Source organism: Candidatus Propionivibrio aalborgensis (assembly GCF_900089945.1).
Taxonomy (GTDB): domain Bacteria; phylum Pseudomonadota; class Gammaproteobacteria; order Burkholderiales; family Rhodocyclaceae; genus Propionivibrio; species Propionivibrio aalborgensis.
Genome location: NZ_FLQY01000401.1, coordinates 1 through 19,885 on the forward strand (window position 1 = coordinate 1; position 19,885 = coordinate 19,885).

The 19,885-nt window shown below is 59.6% G+C and carries 22 protein-coding genes; 13 read left to right on the top strand and 9 right to left on the bottom strand.

Annotation, left to right across the window (positions count from 1 at the left end; translation table 11 throughout):
• Positions 1-15: 15 nt before the first annotated feature.
• From PROAA_RS18425 to PROAA_RS18465, 9 genes are all read right to left on the bottom strand, one after another.
• Positions 16-1,440 carry an IS4 family transposase gene (locus tag PROAA_RS18425; protein ID WP_186412750.1) on the bottom strand — a complete coding sequence of 475 codons (1,425 nt, stop codon included), beginning with the start codon at positions 1,438-1,440 and terminating at the stop codon, positions 16-18.
• Between the two features lie 256 nt (positions 1,441-1,696).
• Positions 1,697-2,512, bottom strand: a complete 816-nt coding sequence (locus PROAA_RS18430) for an endonuclease (RefSeq protein WP_186412751.1) — start codon at positions 2,510-2,512, stop codon at positions 1,697-1,699.
• A complete protein-coding gene (locus tag PROAA_RS18435; RefSeq protein WP_186412752.1) occupies positions 2,505-3,794 on the bottom strand; it encodes a DNA cytosine methyltransferase in 1,290 nt (429 codons plus the stop codon). Before PROAA_RS18435 ends, PROAA_RS18430 begins: the two co-directional genes overlap by 8 nt.
• Entirely contained in the window at positions 3,772-4,182 is a 411-nt protein-coding gene (locus PROAA_RS18440; RefSeq protein ID WP_186412753.1) for a very short patch repair endonuclease, read from the bottom strand. The genes PROAA_RS18435 and PROAA_RS18440 overlap by 23 nt, the downstream gene beginning before the upstream one ends.
• A gap of 463 nt (positions 4,183-4,645) precedes the next feature.
• Positions 4,646-5,710 carry a hydrolase gene (locus PROAA_RS18445; protein ID WP_186412754.1) on the bottom strand — a complete coding sequence of 355 codons (1,065 nt, stop codon included), beginning with the start codon at positions 5,708-5,710 and terminating at the stop codon, positions 4,646-4,648.
• The gene (locus tag PROAA_RS18450; RefSeq protein WP_186412755.1) at positions 5,707-6,159 is read right to left on the bottom strand and encodes a YybH family protein; all 453 of its coding nucleotides are present in this window, start codon (positions 6,157-6,159) and stop codon (positions 5,707-5,709) included. Before PROAA_RS18450 ends, PROAA_RS18445 begins: the two co-directional genes overlap by 4 nt.
• Positions 6,156-7,229 (bottom strand): lipopolysaccharide heptosyltransferase II, encoded by a 1,074-nt coding sequence (gene waaF, locus PROAA_RS18455; protein ID WP_186412756.1) that lies wholly within the window; start codon positions 7,227-7,229, stop codon positions 6,156-6,158. The genes PROAA_RS18450 and waaF overlap by 4 nt, the downstream gene beginning before the upstream one ends.
• Positions 7,230-7,262: 33 nt before the next feature.
• Positions 7,263-7,466 (bottom strand): zinc-finger domain-containing protein, encoded by a 204-nt coding sequence (locus tag PROAA_RS18460; protein ID WP_186412757.1) that lies wholly within the window; start codon positions 7,464-7,466, stop codon positions 7,263-7,265.
• A gap of 52 nt (positions 7,467-7,518) precedes the next feature.
• Positions 7,519-8,439 carry a branched-chain amino acid transaminase gene (locus PROAA_RS18465; protein WP_186412758.1) on the bottom strand — a complete coding sequence of 307 codons (921 nt, stop codon included), beginning with the start codon at positions 8,437-8,439 and terminating at the stop codon, positions 7,519-7,521.
• 103 nt (positions 8,440-8,542) lie between these two features.
• Between PROAA_RS18465 and PROAA_RS18470 the strand changes: the two genes are divergently transcribed.
• The 13 genes from PROAA_RS18470 to PROAA_RS18985 form a co-directional block, all read left to right on the top strand.
• A complete protein-coding gene (locus PROAA_RS18470; protein ID WP_186412759.1) occupies positions 8,543-8,989 on the top strand; it encodes an NUDIX hydrolase in 447 nt (148 codons plus the stop codon).
• The gene (locus tag PROAA_RS18475) at positions 8,986-9,564 is read left to right on the top strand and encodes a hypothetical protein (RefSeq protein WP_186412760.1); all 579 of its coding nucleotides are present in this window, start codon (positions 8,986-8,988) and stop codon (positions 9,562-9,564) included. Before PROAA_RS18470 ends, PROAA_RS18475 begins: the two co-directional genes overlap by 4 nt.
• Positions 9,551-10,669 (top strand): tRNA 2-thiouridine(34) synthase MnmA, encoded by a 1,119-nt coding sequence (mnmA, locus tag PROAA_RS18480; RefSeq protein WP_186412761.1) that lies wholly within the window; start codon positions 9,551-9,553, stop codon positions 10,667-10,669. The genes PROAA_RS18475 and mnmA overlap by 14 nt, the downstream gene beginning before the upstream one ends.
• Before the next feature lie 49 nt (positions 10,670-10,718).
• Positions 10,719-11,186 carry a hypothetical protein gene (locus PROAA_RS18485; RefSeq protein WP_186412762.1) on the top strand — a complete coding sequence of 156 codons (468 nt, stop codon included), beginning with the start codon at positions 10,719-10,721 and terminating at the stop codon, positions 11,184-11,186.
• A gap of 38 nt (positions 11,187-11,224) precedes the next feature.
• Entirely contained in the window at positions 11,225-12,175 is a 951-nt protein-coding gene (locus PROAA_RS18490; RefSeq protein WP_186412763.1) for a lysylphosphatidylglycerol synthase transmembrane domain-containing protein, read from the top strand.
• On the top strand, positions 12,175-13,470 hold the full coding sequence (locus tag PROAA_RS18495; protein WP_186412764.1) for an FAD-binding oxidoreductase: 1,296 nt from the start codon (positions 12,175-12,177) through the stop codon (positions 13,468-13,470). Before PROAA_RS18490 ends, PROAA_RS18495 begins: the two co-directional genes overlap by 1 nt.
• Before the next feature lie 16 nt (positions 13,471-13,486).
• Positions 13,487-14,224, top strand: coding sequence for an SDR family oxidoreductase (locus PROAA_RS18500; RefSeq protein ID WP_186412765.1), 738 nt, complete (start codon positions 13,487-13,489; stop codon positions 14,222-14,224).
• 33 nt (positions 14,225-14,257) lie between these two features.
• Positions 14,258-14,722, top strand: a complete 465-nt coding sequence (locus tag PROAA_RS18505; protein WP_245664353.1) for a hypothetical protein — start codon at positions 14,258-14,260, stop codon at positions 14,720-14,722.
• Positions 14,719-15,699, top strand: coding sequence for a CapA family protein (locus PROAA_RS18510; RefSeq protein ID WP_186412766.1), 981 nt, complete (start codon positions 14,719-14,721; stop codon positions 15,697-15,699). The genes PROAA_RS18505 and PROAA_RS18510 overlap by 4 nt, the downstream gene beginning before the upstream one ends.
• A gap of 97 nt (positions 15,700-15,796) precedes the next feature.
• Positions 15,797-18,322 (top strand): arylsulfatase, encoded by a 2,526-nt coding sequence (locus PROAA_RS18515; protein ID WP_186412767.1) that lies wholly within the window; start codon positions 15,797-15,799, stop codon positions 18,320-18,322.
• A gap of 15 nt (positions 18,323-18,337) precedes the next feature.
• Positions 18,338-18,691, top strand: a complete 354-nt coding sequence (locus PROAA_RS18520; RefSeq protein WP_186412768.1) for a hypothetical protein — start codon at positions 18,338-18,340, stop codon at positions 18,689-18,691.
• Between the two features lie 111 nt (positions 18,692-18,802).
• Positions 18,803-19,384, top strand: a complete 582-nt coding sequence (locus tag PROAA_RS18525) for a DJ-1/PfpI family protein (RefSeq protein ID WP_186412769.1) — start codon at positions 18,803-18,805, stop codon at positions 19,382-19,384.
• Positions 19,385-19,593: 209 nt separating this feature from the next.
• Positions 19,594-19,885, top strand: a 292-nt coding sequence (locus PROAA_RS18985; protein WP_222102368.1) for a hypothetical protein, incomplete at its 3' end; no start/stop codon positions are given.

Genomic DNA, 19,885 nt, shown 5'->3' on the forward strand with positions numbered 1-19,885 from the left:
CCCCATGGCACTACCTTAAGACGTTGTACATCGTGAGTTGAGGATTGTGGCGCGTGCGATATCACGTGGCACGGTGAGCAGCGGGTGGTTCTTGGGTCGTCGCTTGATGGCATGAGGTTCGACCCGACCGGGACGAATGGGTAGTTGGAGCATGCTGATCGCGCCGAGCAAATGGGCGGTCATGGTTCTCACCCCGGCACCCGCGCCAGAGCGCAGTTGCTGCTCGAAGGCCAAGAGCAATTGCAGCGTTCCCTTGAAACTCAGCGTCCGGGCCAGCACGTGCGCTACGGCCGCGGCGCGACTCATCAGTGCGCACACGAGGTTGTAGCCCAGCAGGCAGGCAGCGATTTCCTTGTCGATCATGGCGGGCGATTTGGCGCGCAGAATATCCATCCCCATCTCGGCCTTGATCGAACGCAGATCCACCTCCACCTGCCAGCGCCGTCTGTACAGCGCGTCGATCTCCAGCGCGCTGACCGCTTCGGGATCAAGGAACGTCGTGACCAGAACGCAGCCGGCGACTTCGGTTTCGCGCACGGCCAAGCGTTCCGGCATGCGCGCGTAGGTCTCGGGGTCCATCCAGCCGGGACGCTGGGGGCGTATCCAGTCGACCCGATGATCGCGTCGCCCCAGCCGCTGGCCGCGCCGAAAGTCGGTGATGCGACGCTGATGCTGCCGGGTGATCAGATCGACGCCACGTTCGACCAACAAGGCCGCTGTGAAGTAGTTGCAGTAATAGCGGTCGGCCAACACGATATCGCCCGGACTCAAGTTCGTCATCAGCGTACGGAACAAGGCTTGCTCGCCGGTGTGTTTGCCCCGACACGGTCCCTGTGTCCAACTCCGTACCGCGCCGGTGGAGAGGGAGATCAGGGCAACCAGCATGGCCAGTGGAAAGCCCAGCCCCGGCTTTTGCACACCGCTTTGCGGGTACGCCGACTGATTCTGCACCGTGTCGGGCATCGAAATCGTGGTGCCGTCCAACAGCGTGATCGATCGGCCCCGCCATTTCCAGGCGCGCGGGCTGGCCTGTTCGAGCTTCTGCCCGACACACAGGGCAAGCTTGCGGATCAGTCCCAGGGGTAAGCGCTGGCGCGCTTTGCAGTAGGGTCCGCTGTTCAGGCTGCACGCCGCCTGTCCTCGGGCCGTTCGCTCGCTGACGCGGCGGGCCACGGCATCCTGGCATGCGCCATCGGGACTCAACGCTTGCCCGACAAAGAGCCCCAAGGTCGTCAGGGGCGGATAGATGCGCTCCCGAAACGCACCGACTTCCTCGGCGAGCAGTGTCCGCAACACGTCGTTCGGCAGCACCGCCCCAAAAGCTTGCGTCGGCTGATCACCAAACTGCCGCCGAAACCTCTCCAACTCTTGTTGCAGGCGTTTTTTTGCTAGCATCGACCATGGCTGATCCTCCTTGTTATCGAACGTGATTTCAGACACCACGATCTTAACAAGCGAGGCTCTCAGCCATCGTGCCTTTGTCTCTTTGATCATGCCCTTGGCTTAAGGTAGTGCCATGGGAGCCTGGCCCCTTTGACGCTTCGAAGGTAATAAAAGCGCTATCCGGAAAAGCGCGCCAGCGTGCTTGAGGCCGCGCGAGGGGCGGTTTCGGTCTGGTCGGCTTTAGCACGAGTTTCCGTTAGCGAGCAGTGCGCAGTTTTATCGCGCAGCGTGCGCTCGACTGCCGGGTTCGGCGTCAAGTGGCTCGCGAGGCGTACTGCTGCAAATCTTCGGAGGAAATATTGCCTGCGGGAACAAGTTGGTAGTGTCGCTCGTCGACTACCTTGATGTCACCCGACTTCACTGTGAGTTCAAAGAGGGCGATGCGGTCTTCGGTCATGAACTGCGCCGATACTGCGCGGCAAATCAGGTTTGGAAACTTCTCGGCGCAACACAGGATATCTTGCTGGGTTTGAACTACCCCATGCTTGTCGCTACCTCCCTTTGCCTGAACCGGAACTACGAATTGCCGTCCATGACGATCGAGACCAACGTATATTTCGTCGATCTCGATCTGTCCGACGTTCTTGACAGTGGTTCTCAGGTGGTTCTGGAGCGAGTACGCTGTGATACCCAAGAACACATCGACCAAACGGTTGTACCGCACCTTTGCCAGTAGAGCTTGTTCGTCAGTCAATGCGTAGGCGGCGATGATCTCGGGTGTCGAGTCGGGAACCTTGATAGTAAGGAGTTCTTCACGCGGGACGATTCGGTTCAGTCGTACCTGCTTAAATCGATAGCGTGCCCGCCCTGCGCCCTCAATGATCCATTCGAGGCCCTTGGCAGCAGTCTTGCGAACCGCTTCCGGCAATTCATTTCGGTACCGGAACGAGTAGATCACATCGCCGGGGTTCTTCGGTAGCGCAATCCTCAACGATGCCGCGATAGCAACGAACTCGTCGCGAGTGAATTCAAACTCGGTCACGTTCGAAACATAGTGGTCGCGAAATACCCGATCGATAATGGCTTGATATCGATTCGGCTGTTTCTTGGCGGTATGTTCGTTAGGCATATGCCTCATTCCATAGGTCTTGTTGGTTCGGATTGGTCTTACGGGCGCGTTGTGCGATGGTGTTTCGTGGCACACTGAAATGGTGCGCCGCATCCCCCATATCGAAAGTCAGCAGGTCGGGGGCGCCGAGTGGAAGGACTTGTTGTGGTTTTCGTGGTTTGACGCCAAGCGTCTTGGCAATTTCGGCGGCGACGGCACGACCCAACAACGGAGGAACGCTGTTGCCGATCTGGCGGAAACCGTGCCACTTCGTCGAATGGAACCGAAACCAATCGGGGTAGGAGTGCAAACGAGCGGCTTCGCGCACAGTTATGACCCTAGGAAGGCATGGGTGAATCGGGCGAGGCGAGGTGAACGCTCCACGCGCGCTGTCGGTACCCGCGCGGATGGTATTGCATAGACCGTCAGGTGGCAGCTTACGGAAGCGGCTAATAGGCTCGGTCTTGCCGTGCGCGGTTGCCATAAAGCGACTCTTGGAAAGCTCTGTGTGCACGGTGCGAAGGCTTGCCGTAAGCGCGTCGGGATCGAATTCTCGCTTGTAACCGAAGTCCGTTAGGTCGTGTTCGAGGCCCCGTAGTCGACGGGCGTAGGGAGCATTGGTGGTCCAGGTGACTTGGATCGAATCGTTCGCGTTCAACTCGTCGAACCGGTCGGCATCCGGTAAATCTCCGATCGCTTCCCAGACGGTCGTTCGCGATTCGATCGGCACAGGATATTTCGGCAAAGCAAGGCCGTGCCGCGCGCCGACAACGAACAAGCGCTTGCGGTCTTGAGGTACGCCGAAATCGGCGGCATTAAGCACTTGGTATGGAGATACAACGTCGTAACCGGCGCTGCCTAACGCGGCGATCAGTTCATCCAAGAACGCGACGTGTTTGCCTAGCGTTAGCCCCTTCACGTTTTCGAATACAAAATACTTCGGCTGCAATTCGGCCACGATGCGGACATAGTGGAGTACGAGTTGGTTCCGTGGGTCGTCGAAGGCACGCTTGCCGATGAGTGAGAAGCCCTGGCATGGAGCTCCACCGAATACGACGTCGATTTCGACGTCGCCCAGATTGGCTCTGCGCCGGATATCGTCGCCGCCAACATCTACTACGCTCGCGCAGATTGTCTTAGCGTAGGGGAAATTGTGTTCATGGGTTGCACAGTGGATGGGGTCGATTTCCACCGCGGCCGAAATGTCGAATCCTGCCTGCTCGAAACCTAGCGACAATCCTCCAGCACCGGCAAATAGGTCGATTCCGATTGGGCGTTGTTTAGTCGAATTCGAGAAAGTCATATAGTTTGTTCGCCAAGGCTTCGATGATTTTCAGATCGCACTGCCAGACGGTAAGAACCGTCCAACCGCTGGCTTCCAATTGCGCAATGTTTCGTCGATCTCTAGCCCGGTTGTTCTTGATCTTGGTTCGCCAGAAATCCACCCTTGTTTTCGGTAGATGCGCATATCGGCAGCCTTTGTGTCCATGCCAGAAACAGCCATTGACGAAAACGATCTTACGTCGGCCCGCAAACACCAAATCCGGCCTACCGGGCAATCGCTTATCGTGCAGTCGATAGCGATACCCCATGCCGAAAACTAGGCGCCGCACCGCCAACTCCGGCGTTGTGTCCTTCGACTTGACGCGGCTCATGAGCCAGCCGCGATGTTCAGGACTCAGCTTATCCACACAGCCATTTTACCTTGCCGGCAGCCGTCTGCGATCTTGACGCCGAACTTTTGTTTTCGGGAGACGGTTTTGCTGGTTAACTCCGGCGCCAGCTCGCTAACGTGGCGCCTCAGATCGCGCTGAAAGCCTCACCAATGACTGCTTTTGGGCGAAATCCCGGATGGCTGCTCGTGGCCGAAGCAACCAAGACAGCTTGGTGGGCATCCAAGCCAGGAGCTTGCAATTCCTGGCGCACGCGGTCAAATCTGGGTTGATGGCAGCGGCCCAAGTGGGTCGCTTTTTGCGTGTTGCAAAGATGCCTTGGATGGCGGGGCAAATGGCCGCATAAGCGGTGAGGTTGAAATCGAATGAACTGCCATTTGTTGATAAAGGCAGCCGGTAGATAGTCCGGACAAGAGCTCAGGATTGCACTGAAAACTGCAAGGAATTGATTCCGACTCGATGCAAAAACGTTCTCCCTGTCTCACCGGTGCAGCGCATCAGCGGCAATGCATTTTTTGCTCTGCGCGGTCGCTGTGGACATTGCATGGTCCGTGAAGAAGCGAAGTATGCGGTCGGGCAACCAGTCGAGCGATCCCGGACGACTGCCCGAAACAAAACCGACATGCCCGCCTTCATTCGGGAAATCGAGCGTCACCTGCGCTGAAACCCGATCGGCTCCCGGCAGCGCATCTTCGGGCAGGAACGGGTCGTTCCGGGCGTTGAGCAGCAGCGTCGGTACGCGGATGCCGGCCAGCCAGGGCTTGCTCGAAGCGCGCCGCCAGTAGTCATCAGCCCCTGCAAAGCCGTGTAGCGGAGCGGTGACCACATCGTCAAATGCGTGCAGGGTGCTTGCTTCGTGCATGCGCCGTTCGTCAAACAGGCCGGGAAAGCGCTGCAACTTGCTGGCGGCGTTTTGTTTGAGCGTGCGCAGGAAATTCTGTGTATAGACCTGATTGAAACCGCAGGCCAGTTGGTGGCCGCAGGCAGCGAGGTCGAACGGTGCGCTGATCGCCGCTGCACCACAGAGTAAATGGTTGGCGGAGGATTCGCGTTCGCCAAGCCACTTGAGCAGGGCATTTCCGCCCATGGAAACGCCGACCGCGTAAAGCGGTCGTTCGGGATGCTGCTGCTTCAGCCGGTGAAGAATCCAGTCGATCTCCTCACTGTCTCCCGAATGATAGGCGCGCGGCAACCGGTTCGGTTCGCCGGAACAGCCACGGAAATGGACCACCACACCGCCCCAGCCGATGTCGTTCAGCCGATGCATCAGGGCGCGCGCATAGTGGCTGCCCGAACTGCCTTCCAGCCCATGAAACAAGGCGATCAACGGAACGATGGTGGGAACGATGGAGGGAACGGCGGGCGACGCGTTTGCATCACGCTGTACTGAACCGCTGGCATCGTTCCAGTCGAGGTCGATGAAGTCGCCGTCCGGAGTCTCCCATCGCTCACGGTGGTAGAGCGGCAGGGCAGGTTTGAGCAACAGCGGGTAGAGGGTCTGGAGGTGGCCGCCGGGGAGCCACTTCGGTGCGGTGTAGTCGATCAATGCAGCGTCCGCACACCACCCTCGGGGGACTCGCTGTTGCTGTCGGTGGAATCCAGGGTGGTGGAATCCGCCGCGGCGGAGGCATGGCGCGAGAGCAGGCGCCAGCCATTGGCACCCCGTTGAAAGACGTTGGTCGAGAGCATCGGGCCGTGCGGTGTCGGCTCGTGGCCCAGGTAAAGCGTTTCAACGACGCTATGGACGGCGAGCAGTACGCCTTCCCAGCATACGTTGCGCTTGATGCGTACCGTAAGGTGCGGGTTGTTGGCGAGAATTCCTCGCCAGCTCTCACGTACGGCCAGGTGCCCCGTCAGGCATTGCCCGGTCGGGTGAATGCAGACGATTTCCTCGTCGTCGGCCCAGACGCTCATCAGTGCGTCGAGATCGGCGCGTCCGATGGCGTCATAGAACGCCTCTTCGGCTTCTTCGGCGCTGGTGAAAATGACGTTCATGGGTTTGCTCGCGTCAGGCAGGCGTCAAGCACGCGTTGCGGCTCAAGCTTGTTCAGGCAGTCGAGGTGCCCGAGGGGGCACTCGCGTTTGAAGCACGGGCTGCAATCCAGATTGAGGCTGATGATTTTCGCATGTGCCGTGAGCGGTGGCGTGAATCCCGGCGAGGACGAGCCATAGACGGCAATCAGCGGCCGACCCACTGCCGCGGCGACATGCATCAGGCCGGAGTCGTTGCAGACGACAAAGCTGGATGCGGCAATCAGATCAATGGCCTGCGTCAACGACGTGTTGCCGCAAAGGTTTCGTGGCGCGCTGGCGGGCGCAGCCAGGCGGACGATGTCGTCGCCAATGGCCTTGTCTTTCGGCGAACCAAGCAGCCAGACTGCGTAGCCGCGCTTGCCCAGTTCGCCGGCCAGCGTCGCGAAATGATTTGCCGGCCAGCGTTTGGCCGGGCCATATTCGGCGCCTGGGCAGAAAACAGCGACTCTTTCCGGGCGTTCGATACCGAGCGTGTCGAGCGTTTCCGCTTGCTGTCCGGCGCTTGAAACCAGGCGTGGTTGCGGCAAGGGGCGCACCAGCGCGGCGCCGGGTTCTACGGCCAGCTGAGCGAAGCGTTCGGCCATTTGCGGCAGGGCCGCCTCGTCAAGCACATGGCGGCGATTGATCAGGCCGTAGCGCGCTTCGCCCGTAAAGCCGATGCGTACAGGAATGCCGGCCAGGAAGGGAATCAGCGCCGACTTGAGCGAATTGGGCAGGATGTAGGCGCGCTGGTAGCCGGCCTTTCTCAGTCGCGAGGCCAGGTCGCGACGGGCCTTCAGTGAGAGCTGGCCATGAACGAACGGGCTGTCGATGATGGTGTTGATTTCCGGCATGCGTTCGAGTACCGGGGCGACCCAGCGTGGCGAAAGCGCGTCGAGCTGCAGGCCGGGATTGGCCTCGTGCAGCCGCATGAACAGCGCCTGCGCCATGACGGTGTCGCCAACCCAGGCAGGCGTTACAACCAGCGCACGGAGACTGTTCGAGGATCGTTGAGGAGGCTGGAGCGAGGTGTCGGGAGTCAATGACCCCATGCTGCCACTCCCCGCGCCTTGATCCTCACGAGTTCAATGACCCTTGGGCAACTCGCCCTTGAAGACATAGTGTGCGCTGCAGTAGGGGCAGACCACTTCGCCGCTCTGGACGATATCGAGAAAAACGCGTGGGTGGCGCGCCCACAGGGGTGCGTCCGGCATCGGGCAATGCAGGGGCAAGTCATGCGCGGTAATCGCGATTGCCGCGTCGGATTTTGATGAGCTGTTTTCGGCCATGGTGCAGAACCTTGGGATTTGAAATGAAATGTCCGGGTGACGCCTGGTGAGGCTAAACGTAAGTGAGCCAGTCTTCATGCGCCGGCACTTTGCCATTCACGCAGCCAAAGAAGAGGCTCTGAATCTGTGTCGTGATCGGTCCGCGATGGCCGGCGCCGATCTGTCGGTTGTCGAGCTCGCGGATCGGCGTGACTTCAGCCGCCGTGCCGGTGAAAAAAGCTTCTTCGGCACAGTAGACTTCATCGCGCGTGATGCGCTTTTCGACCACCTTGATACCCAGTTCGTCAGCCAGGGTGAGCACCGAGGCGCGCGTTATCCCTTCGAGACAGGAAGTGAGGTCCGGCGTGTATAGGATGCCGTTCTTGACGATGAACACGTTCTCGCCGGCGCCTTCGGCAACGTAGCCGTCGACGTCAAGTAGCAGCGCCTCGTCATAGCCGTCGTGCGCGACCTCCTGGTGCGCCAGGATCGAATTGGTGTAGGTGCCAACCGATTTCGAGCGGCACATGTTGATGTTCACATGGTGGCGGGTAAAGGACGAGGTCTTGACGCGGATGCCCTTCTCCATGCCTTCGTCGCCAAGATAGGCGCCCCAGGGCCAGGCGGCAATTGCGACGTGCGTGCTGATGGCCGTGGCGGCGATGCCCATGGCTTCGGACCCATAGAAAACGATCGGCCGGATGTAGCAGGATTCGAGCTTGTTGGCGCGCACGACTTCCTTTTGCGCTTCGATCAGCGTGGCCTTGTCGTACGGCATCTTCATCTGGAAGATGTAGGCCGAGTTGAACAGGCGGTCGGTGTGCTCGTTGAGGCGGAATATGGCGCAGCCCTTGTCGGCCTGGTAGGCGCGGATACCCTCAAAAACGCCCATGCCGTAATGCAGGGTATGAGTCAGGACGTGAGTGGTAGCCTCGCGCCACGGCACCAGTTTGCCATCGTGCCAGATGAATCCGTCGCGGTCCGCCATGGACATGTTTTTCTCCCCGTCTGCTGCTGATTTGGAAAGCGGAATTCTAGCCGATTTTGCCTCCCGGTTGGCGGTAAAATAGGCGCTTTGCATCGCTTCAAAGCACGCCATGATTTGGAAACCGCATGTCACCGTCGCCGCCGTGCTCGAACGCGACGGAAAATTTCTGCTTGTCGAGGAGGAAACCAACGAAGGGATCCGTTTCAACCAGCCGGCAGGACACCTTGAATGCAGGGAGTCGCTGATCGATGCGGTGATCCGCGAAACGCTCGAGGAAACGGCTTACAGTTTCATCCCGAGGTATCTGGTGGGCGTCTATAACTGGCGCAGCGAAGCCAAGGACATGACCTATCTGCGTTTTGCCTTCGGCGGCGAGGTCGCCGGGCACGATGCGCAGCGCGAACTGGATCAGGGAATTATCGCTGCGCACTGGCTGACACTCGACGAAATACGCGCACTCGAGTCGCGGCACCGCAGCCCGCTGGTGCTGCGCTGCATCGACGATTGGCGAGCAGGAAAGCGTTATCCGCTCGAGTTGATCGCGCACGTCGAATGAGGTTTTTATTCAGGTTTATACTCGCCGCCCTGCTGCTCTGTTCGCTGACTGCAGGGGCTGAGGAACGGGTTACCGTCTGCTTCAATTATGGATGTTTTACGCGAGCCGAGGTGATCTATGATGAGGGGCAGTTGCGCAACCTTGCCGCACTTCTGGCGGGCGCGCACGATGCGGCGCAGGAGCGCGAGGCAATCAGCGTAGCCATCGGCCGCATGCTCGGCTGGGCAGGCCAGCAGACTCCGATTTCTGCCGATCGTGGCGGCAACTATGCCGATGACGCCGTACACGGCAAGATGGATTGCATCGACCATTCAACGACAACAACGCGCCTGTTGCGGCTGATGGAGAAACGGGAATGGCTGCGTTACCACCGGGTGCTCGACCGTGTATTGCGGCGTCGCTTCCTGATCTTCGAGCACTATTCGGCGCAAATCGAAGAAATAGCGCCAATGGAGGCTGACGACGAGTCGGGGCGATACGTGGTCGATACCTGGTTTTTTGATAATGGTCATCCGGCAGTGGTCTTGCCGGTGGCGAAATGGCAAGCAGGAGAGACTCCGTATGTCGGTGAATGAGAATACAGGCAGGACGGTAGTCGTCGGCTTGTCCGGTGGCGTCGATTCCGCCGTGGCGGCGATGCTGCTGAAGGAGCAGGGCTGGCACGTGATCGGCCTGTTCATGAAGAACTGGGAGGACGACGATGACGACGAATACTGCTCGTCGCGCCAGGATCTGATCGACGTGATGAGTATTGCCGACCGGATCGGCATCGACGTTGACGTGGTGAACTTCGCCAGGGAGTACAAGGAGCGCGTTTTTGCCGAGTTTCTGAAGGAGTATCAGGCGGGCCGCACCCCCAATCCCGACGTGCTGTGCAACTCCGAGATCAAGTTTCGCGCTTTCCTGGATCATGCCATGCAGATGGGCGCTGAAAAGATTGCCACCGGCCACTACGCCGGCGTGCGCGAATTCGCCGGCCGGTTCCAGTTGCTCAAGGCCGAGGATGGCACCAAGGATCAGAGCTATTTCCTGCACCGCCTGAATCAGGCCCAGCTTTCGAAAACCCTGTTTCCGCTGGCGGATATCTACAAGCGCGATGTGCGAATGATGGCCGAAGCGGCGGGGCTGCACGTGGCGGAGAAGAAGGATTCGACGGGAATCTGTTTCATTGGCGAGCGGCCGTTCAAGGAATTCCTGATGCGCTATCTGCCGCCGAAGAAAGGCGAGATCCGTTGTCTCGACGATGATCGTGTTGTCGGTGAGCACGATGGACTGACCTATCACACGCTGGGCCAGCGCAAAGGCCTGCATATTGGCGGCACGAAAACCTACGCCAGGGACGGCGAGCACGATGCGTGGTTCGTCGCAAAAAAAGACATGGAAAAGAACATCTTGTATGTGGTGCAGGGGCACGACCATCCGGCGCTGCTGTGCGATGTATTGCGCGCGGAACAGCTTTCATGGATAGCCGGTGACGGGGTCGATGATCTGCCGCGAACGCATTGGGTATACTGCGCCAAAACACGCTATCGGCAGCCCGACGCACCCTGCGAAATCGAACACATCGACGCAAACGCGTGCGAGATACAGTTTGCGGAACCCCAGTGGGCGATGACGCCGGGGCAGTCGGTGGTGGTCTATGAGAGCCGTGTGTGTTTGGGCGGTGGCATCATCTGTTAGTCCGAGCTGTCGGCACTTTATTTGTAACCCTCTTCCGGAAGATTTGAACATGACCAATAAATTATTCATTCCGCCGTTGGCTGTTGCCGCAATCGCTTCATTGACACTCGGCGCCTGCGCGCCCAACGCATGGAACGCGCCTCTGGATGGCCCTTTGAGTAACGCGGTCAACAAAGTCGATAGCCAGTTGGCGAATTGCGCGCCGGGGGAAGGGCAGTCGGGGGCGGCCGACGCATTCATGACGCTGGCGCAGAATAAGTGCTGGGGCAAACACATCGGCAGCATGATGATCAGCAATAACATGTCCTCGTACGACAACAGCCCGTACTTCATGGATCTGACCGCGCGTTTTTATTGCGGAGCAGTTGATCAGGCCAGTTACGTCAATAGTCTGGAGTCCTTCCTCAATGCCAATGCCGACCAGGATGGCGTGGTCTGCATTATCGATCTGGCGGCCAAGGAAAACCCCCGCACGCCGCAGCAACGGCCAGGCAGTCTTTCTGCACCGCCGCAGTAAGCACAAACGCGTGACGCATCTTGCCGCGTGCCGATGCAATGACTGATCCGAGTCGGGCGCAGCCTGCCGAAAAGAATTGGCCGCTGCGCGCGGCGCTATGGAGCGTGGTGTTCGCCGCTGTTGGTTATCTGGCGTTGTCGCTGTGGGTGGGTTGGCGCGACGTATTGGCTGCGCTGGTTCAGGTCGGGCCATGGGTTTTGCTCGGCTTGCTGGCGCTTTCCCTGAGTAACTACCTGCTGCGCTTTGTGCGCTGGTCGCGCTATCTGGCGCTACTCGACGTGTCGCTGCCCTGGCGCAGCCATCTGCAGATTTATTTCTCGGGCTTTGCGTTGACTACGAGTCCGGGCAAATTGGGCGAGATGTTGCGCTCGGTTTTGCTCAAGCCGTATGGCGTCCCGTCGGCGTCCAGCCTCGCCGCCTTCTTTGCCGAGCGTGCGAGTGATCTGCTGTCCATTATCGTGCTCGCGGCGATCGGTCTGTGGGTTTACATTCCTGCGCGGCCCGTCGTCGGCCTGGCTTTGTTGGCGGTGTGTCTGGTCCTGGTGCTGGCGCAATGGACGGCAGGGATTGCGGCGGTGGATCGCTGGGCCATGCCGCGCCCGCAAAAGTGGGCGAAGCTGCTGGTCAGACTCTGCGAAATCGTTCTGCATTTTCGCCGCTGCTTTTCCCTCCCGGCCATGATCATGGGGCTGGTCATTGGCATTCTCGCGTGGTTTGCCGAGGGCTTTGGCTTCTGGTGGCTGCTTGCTGAAATCGGGTATCCCCTGCCGCTGACGACGGCGGTATTCATCTATGCTTTTGCCATGCTGGTCGGGGCGCTCTCGTTTCTGCCCGGCGGCCTGGGCAGCAGCGAAGCGGTGATGTTCGGGCTATTGGTGCTCAATGGTGTTCCTGAAGTGGCGGCGGTTACGGCAACCCTCATCTGCCGTCTGGCGACGCTGTGGTTTGCCGTGGCGCTCGGTGCCGCCTGCCTGGCGAGGCAGCGATAATGGCGCTGCAAGCGTGGGGGCAACTACCTGCCGCACCTGCTGCTGAAGAGCGGTGGTGGTCAGATCGTGACGCGGACTTGCCGAAAACTGATACCAGCCTGCTCGCCTACGGTAACGGGCGCAGTTATGGCGATGTCTGCCTCAACAGTGGGGCGACCCTGTTGCACACGCGCGGCATGGACCGCCTTATCGATTTTGATGAAACCAGCGGCACGCTGGTCTGTGAAGCCGGCATTCTGTTGTCCGATATTCTCGCCGTGTTCGTGCCGCGTGGCTGGTTTCTACCGGTGACGCCGGGGACGCGCTTTATTACGCTGGGCGGAGCCATTGCCAACGACGTGCATGGCAAGAATCATCATCGGGCAGGAAGTTTCGGATGCTACGTGCAACGTTTCGAACTGCTGCGTTCCGATGGCTCGCGTCGCGTTTGTTCGCCTGCGGAAAACGCCGACTACTTCGCCGCAACGATTGGCGGTTTGGGGCTGACGGGGCTGATCACCTGGGTCGCCATCTCGCTCAAGCGGATTGCGAGTCCGATGATCAGCGTCGAGAACACGCGCTTTGACGGGCTCGAAGATTTCTTTACGCTCAACGCGGCTGCCGAGGCGGCGCACGAATATACTGTGGCATGGATCGATTGTCTGGCGGCAAAGCCGCGCGGCATCTACATGGCGGGCGATCATGCCAAAGCGGGCGATCCTGGCGTCGAGTCCGGCAAGCCCTTGAGCGTTCCATTGACGCCACCTTTTTCGCTAATCAATGGTTTGTCGCTCCATGCGTTCAATCAAGCCTACTATCATCGTCCGCTTGCAGCTCGAACAAGCATGTCATACGCGCCATTCTTCTATCCGCTTGACGGCGTCCTGCACTGGAACCGGATCTACGGGAAGAAAGGGTTCTACCAGTATCAGTTCGTGTTGCCGCTGGCGGAGCGCGCGGCACTCGATGATGTCTTGCGCAGCATTGCATCCAGCGGGCAGGGATCCTTCCTTGCGGTGTTGAAAACGTTTGGCGCGCTGCCGAGTCCCGGTCTGTTGTCCTTCCCCATGCCGGGAGTGACCCTGGCGCTCGATTTCCCGAATCGGGGCGCGTCCACGCTGGCGTTGTTTGATCGTCTTGATGCCATTGTGAGCGCCGCCGGTGGACGGCTCTACGCCGCCAAGGATGCGCGCATGAGCGGCGAGTTTTTCCGGCGCAGCTATCCGCGAATTGACGAATTTCAACGTTTCGTCGATCCGCGGTTTTCATCCGACTTTGCACGGCGGGTTCTGTTGGCCGGTTCGGCTGTGACGTAGATTACGGAGAAGCATTATGCAGAGGATTCTGATCATCGGCTCCACCTCGGCCATCGCGGAAGCAACGGCGCGCCTGTGGGCTGCACGCGGGGATACGCTGTTTCTGGTCGGGCGAAAACCGGGTCGGCTGGACGTCATCGCTGCCGATCTGCGCGTGCGCGGCGCGGCTTCGGTAGGCTGCTACACGATGGATGCTTGCGATACTCCGGCGCACGCCGACATGCTCGAAGCGGCCGTGTCGGCCATGGGTGGGCTGGATGTCGCGCTCATCGCGCATGGCTCGTTGCCGGATCAAAAGGCATGTGAAGTTTCGGTCGATCAGACACTCAAGGAAATCGACACCAACGGCTTGTCCGTTATCGCGCTGGCGACGCTTCTGGGTGAAAAGTTTGCAGCGCAGGGCAGTGGAAGCCTGGCGGTGATCGGCTCGGTCGCCGGTGATCGCGGCCGGCAGAGCAATTATGTTTATGGCGCGGCCAAAGGCATGGTCAGTCTGTTCCTGCAAGGTTTGCGCAATCGGGTGGCGAAGCAGGGAATCCAGGTGTTGACGATCAAGCCGGGTTTCGTCGATACGCCGATGACAGCGGCGTTCAGCAAGGGCGCTCTTTGGGCAAAGCCGGACGACATCGCGCGCGGCATCGTGCGGGCAGTCGATCGAAAGTCAGACGAAGTCTATCTGCCCGGTTTCTGGTGGGTGATCATGACCATCATCCGGCATATTCCGGAGCGGATATTCAAGAAGCTGTCTTTGTAGCCTGTTTCTTGGTGTTGGATAGGGGAGGTTGTAGTGCGGGTTTCCGGGCAATCTGTTCCATATTTTTCGCGCTGTGTTCTGGCCGGTTTGCTGGCGATCGCCTCCACTTCGGCTCATGCTGAACAGGTGGTTTGCCATTACACCTACGGTGGGGAGACGAAACGGCTTGTCGCCGATCCGGCGTCATCACCCTATGCAATCAAAGGTATTCAGATTGGCTCGTACTTTCGTTTCCGGGTCGTGTTCACGGACAAACCGGCGGATATTGCGTCGATAAGTATCTATACCTATGCCGACCTTGACGAGGGGCCCGTGCTGATCCATCAGGCGATTTATCCTTATCCGCCGACCAGAAGCAGCGATTCACGCTATGGCTTTAGTGGCTTGCATTTCGTGTATGAACCGGTGCGCGATGGCGAACTGCAATACTGGTGTGCGATGACGAATCCGGAATCCTCGGCCCCGGCAGGACGGCCTGCCGCGAGTACGGTGCGATGAAGCCGATCCATTCGATCTTTGTACTGTTGGCGCTGTTTTTCAATACCGGCGTGCAGGCCGACCCGGTGCGCCTGATATTCGTCGGTGATGTCATGCTCGACGACGGGCCAGGGCGGGTAATCGCCTCCGGGCGCGACCCCCTGGTTTTTTTCGATGCGCAGCTACGCGACGCCGATTTCACCATCGGCAATCTGGAATGCCCGATCGCCACTGTCGGCAAACCGCTCGACAGCAAGATTGTTTCCTTTCGCGCCGATCCCCGCGTCGTGCCATTGCTGAAGGGGCGTTTTGACGCCCTGGCGGTCGCCAACAATCACTCGGGCGACTACGGCAAGGAGGCATTCCTTGAAACGATCGGACATCTCGACCGCGCCGACATCGCCTATTTTGGCGGCGGTCGTGATCTGGCCGGTGCGCATGCACCGCTCTGGATCGAGCGCCAGGGGTTGCGTATTGCCGTACTCGGCTACAACGAATTCAAGCCGCGCTCCTTTGAGGCCGGTCCCGATCTGCCGGGAATTGCCTGGAGCGAAGATAGCCAGGTGATCGGCGACATCCGTGCCGCGCGTGTTGCAGGTGCCGATCTGGTGATCCCGTTCATGCACTGGGGCTGGGAGCGCGAGCCCAACCCGAGCGAACGGCAAAGGCAACTGGCGCACAGCATGATCGATGCCGGTGCCGATGTGGTCGTTGGCGGTCATCCGCATGTCACACAGGGGGCCGAATATTACCGCGGCAAACTGATCGTCTACAGCCTTGGCAATTTTGTCTTTGATGGGTTCGAGTTACCAGCCGCGAAACGCGGCTGGTTGCTGCGCCTGACGCTCGATCGCCAAGGGCTGGTCGAATGGGAGACGCTGGCCGCACAGATGGACGAGGAAGGCACGCCGCACCCGGTGCCAGGAGCGCTGACGCCTTGCGGGACGCTTGATCGGGGAACAGAAGCCGATCGTGTTCAGGCGTGCGCCAACCCATGAAGTATTTTCTTATCGTCAGGGCGGGTAGCCCGCTACGGTGGGCTTGATAGTGGTATAACCGCGAGCATAGAACGCACGCTCATAAACAGGAGGGGTCATGCAAATAAATCGCGTCATCGCCAAAGGGCTGTTTCTGGTCTGCACTGTCTTGTTGGCCTCCGGCCCGACAAGCGCGCAGCAGGTCACCGGCACGCTGGGTTCGCCCAGCGCCACTACCACCATCAGCGGCAAACAGCTTCCGCCCCCCGATCCGAAGTTCGGCGGGGTGATCAAAGAGAAGGCCTCGGAGTCGACGCCTTGGTGGCCGCCACGCGTCGTGCCGCCGAAAGGCGCACCGAACGTCCTGCTGATCATGACCGACGACGACGGCTTCGGAGCGCCGTCGACCTTTGGCGGCGTCATCCCGACCCCGGCGCTGGACCGCATCGCGAAGAGCGGGCTGCGCTACACCAACTTCCACTCCACTTCGCTGTGTTCGCCGACACGCGCCGCGCTGATTACCGGGCGCAACCATCACTCGGTGGGTTCCGGCGTGGTCGGTGAGATCGCCACCGGGTATCCCGGCTACGACTCGATCATCCCGATCGAGAAAGGCACCATCGGCACCATCCTGAAGCACAACGGCTACGCTACTTCATGGTTCGGCAAGAACCACAACACGCCTTTCTTTGCCAACAGCCAGGCCGGGCCTTTCGAGCAATGGCCGAACGGCATGGGCTTCGAGTACTTCTTTGGCTTCGTCGGTGGCGACGCCAGCCAGTGGGAGCCGAATCTGTTCCGCAATACCACGCCGATCTACCCCTTCGAGGGCAATCCGGGCTGGAACCTGACGACGGCGATGGCCGACGAGGCGATCCAGTACATGAAGCAGCTCAAGGAGCTGGCGCCCAAGAAGCCGTTCTTCGTCTACTACGTGCCCGGTGGCACGCACGCACCGCACCACCCGACGAAGGAATGGATCGACAAGATCAGTGCCATGCATTTGTTCGACGACGGCTGGGAAAAGCTGCGCGACACCATCTTCGCCAACCAGAAGAAGCTCGGCATCATGCCCGAGAACGCGCAACTGACCCCATGGCCGGACGGACAGGACGTCTATGGAGGCGCCAAGCTGCCAAGGTGGGATACGCTCGATTTCGAACAGAAAAAGCTGTTCATCAAGCAGGCGGACGTCTATGGCGCCTACCAGGCCTACACCGATCATGAGATCGGCCGCGTCATCCAGGCGGTCGAGGACATGGGCGAACTCGACAACACCTTGATCATCTATATCAGTGGCGACAACGGTGCCAGTGCCGAAGGCATGGTCAACGGCACGCCGAACGAATTCACCACCTTCAATGGCATCGAGGTGCCAATCAAGGACCAATTCCTCTGGTACGAGTTCTGGGGCTCCGAGCGGACCTTTCCGCACTATTCGGCAGGCTGGGCCTGGGCTTTCGGCACGCCGTTCAAGTGGATGAAACAGGTGCCGTCGCACTTTGGCGGCACGGCGCAGGGGATGGCCATCTCATGGCCCGGCCACATCAATGACGCGGGCGGCGTCCGTCGGCAGTTCCACCACGTGATCGATATCGTTCCGACCATTCTCGAAGCAACCGGAATTCCGGCGCCTGACACGATCAACGGCATCAAGCAGTTGCCGATCGAAGGCACGAGCATGGCCTATACCTGGGACAAGGCAAACGCCAACGCGCCGACCCGGCACACTACACAATACTTCGAGATGCTCGGCAACCGCGCCATCTATCATGATGGCTGGGTAGCGGCCACAACGCCGGCCACGCGCCCGTGGGAGCTGAGCAGCGCGAAACCGCCGGATGTGATAACCGGCTACAAGTGGGAGCTGTACAACGTCGTGGAGGATCCGACGCAGAACAACGACCTGGCGGCCAAGATGCCGGAGAAGCTCAAGCAGATGCAGAACATCTTCTACGTGCAGGCGGCGAAGTACAACGTGCTACCGCTCGACAACACGACGCTCGCGCGCTGGAATACGCCGCGTCCTAGCCTGAAGGCAGGCCGCACGGAATTCACTTATTCGGGCACCTTGTCCAGCGTGCCGGCCAGCACTGCGCCCAACATTCTTAACAAATCGTACACGATCACCGCCGAGGTCACGATTCCAGAAGGCGGCGCGGAAGGCATGATCGTCACCCAAGGCGGGCGTTTCGGCGGATACGGGCTGTTTCTGAGCAAGGGCGAGCTGGGAATCGGTCGCGGCAAGGTGGTGTTCCTCTACAACCTGCTCGACCTCAAGCGCACGACCTGGGAAGGGCCGGAGCTGGCTGCCGGCAAGCACACCATCGTCTTCGACTTCAAGTCGGATGGCCCCGGCCTGGCCAAGGGCGGAACAGGGGTGCTCACGGTGGACGGCAAAGAGGTGGCCAGGAATTCCATGGAACACACGACTCCGATAACATTCCCGGAGGACGAAACCTTCGATGTCGGCATTGACACGCGCACGCCGCTGGCGCTGATCGAGTATCGCTACGACTCGCCGTTCAAGTTCACCGGAACGATCAACAAGCTGACCGTCAAGCTTGAGCCTTTCGAGCCGGAGCAGGGCGCGAAGGCGGGCGCTACAAGCAGTCCAGGGCCGGGGTCGGCCGCACGGCGGTAGAGCGGGGTCCGCGCCATGAAATCGGCGCTGATTTTCGCCGCCGTGGCAGAAATCGCGACAGGCTTGGCCTTGCTGATCGTCCCGCTACTCGTGGGGCGCTTGTTGTTGGGTGACGAACTGACCGGCGTGGCCCTGCCCGTCGCACGCGTGGCCGGCATCGCCCTGATTGCCCTTGGGGTCGCCTGCTGGCCGGGCCCGCCGCGGGTCGGCATGTTGCTCTACGGCGCGGTCGTTACGCTGTATCTCGCCTATCTCGGTTTGACGGGTAGTGCGACCGGCATCGTGCTTTGGCCGGCCGTCATCCTGCACGCTGTCCTGACGGGGCTCTTGATTCGGCAACCGGCACAAGACAAGTCGAGAAGAGCATAGAGTAAGTATTGCAATCGGGTCCGGTTGAGTTCGTTTGCTGAATAGTAGTCGCAGCGCAGTGGTTGATTCACAATCCTATCCGTCGGACCCACTCAACAAGGAGGAAATATCATGGCAAGCAAGAAAATCCTGATGCTGACCGGTGACTACACCGAGGACTACGAGACGATGGTGCCGTTTCAGGCGCTGCTGATGGTCGGGCACACGGTACATGCGGTCTGTCCGGGGAAGAATGCCGGAGCAACCGTGCGTACGGCAGTGCACGACTTTGAGGGCGACCAGACCTACAGCGAAAAGCCCGGACACAATTTCACGCTCAACGCTTCGTTCGATTCGGTGACGGCCGAGGACTATGATGCGCTGGTGATTCCCGGCGGAAGAGCACCGGAATATCTGCGCCTCAATCCGAAAGTGATCGCCATGGTGCAGCACTTTGCCAACGCGAAAAAGCCGATCGCCGCCATCTGTCACGGCGCACAACTTCTTGCGGCGGCAGGCGTACTTGGCGGCCGTTCATGCAGTGCCTATCCCGCCTGTGCTCCGGAGGTAACGGCTGCCGGGGGTACTTATGCCGAGATTCCCGTTGATCAGGCGCATGTCGATGGCAATCTGGTGACGGCGCCTGCCTGGCCGGCGCACCCTGACTGGCTGGCGAAATTTCTGACGGTGCTCGGCACGCGCATCGAGCCCTGAAATCAAGCCGCTGACGCGGGGCGCCAGTCACGCATGAAAAAGGGCACTTCTTCTGAAGCGCCCTTTTTTCATTTCCAGGCTCGCATTGACAACCTTGAGGAGAAGTTTCAAACGGCGTAGTCTCTTGTCCTACTGTTGTTTTTTCGATGTATTCATAGCCCCCGTGTTACTTGTACGGGGCCTTTAATCCTTACAATCTAAGTAGACAGATGGCCGACGACGAAAACATTGCAGCGGGACTAAGTCAGATATTTAATCACCGCGAGTCCTTTATCGTCATCGCGCTTACGGGGCGAACTGGAAGTGGGTGTAGTAAGGTCGCCGAAATTCTGGCTTCTCCTTCGTTTGAGAATATTGACTTCCCAGGGCTAGCTACCCAAATAACCCACGAGACTCGTAAAGATCGAATAATTTTGAATTGGCTGCGAGAGCACTGGCATCCATTTCAGACAATTCAGGTTGGTCATATGATCTTACTGCATGCGATGTCAAGGCCACTAG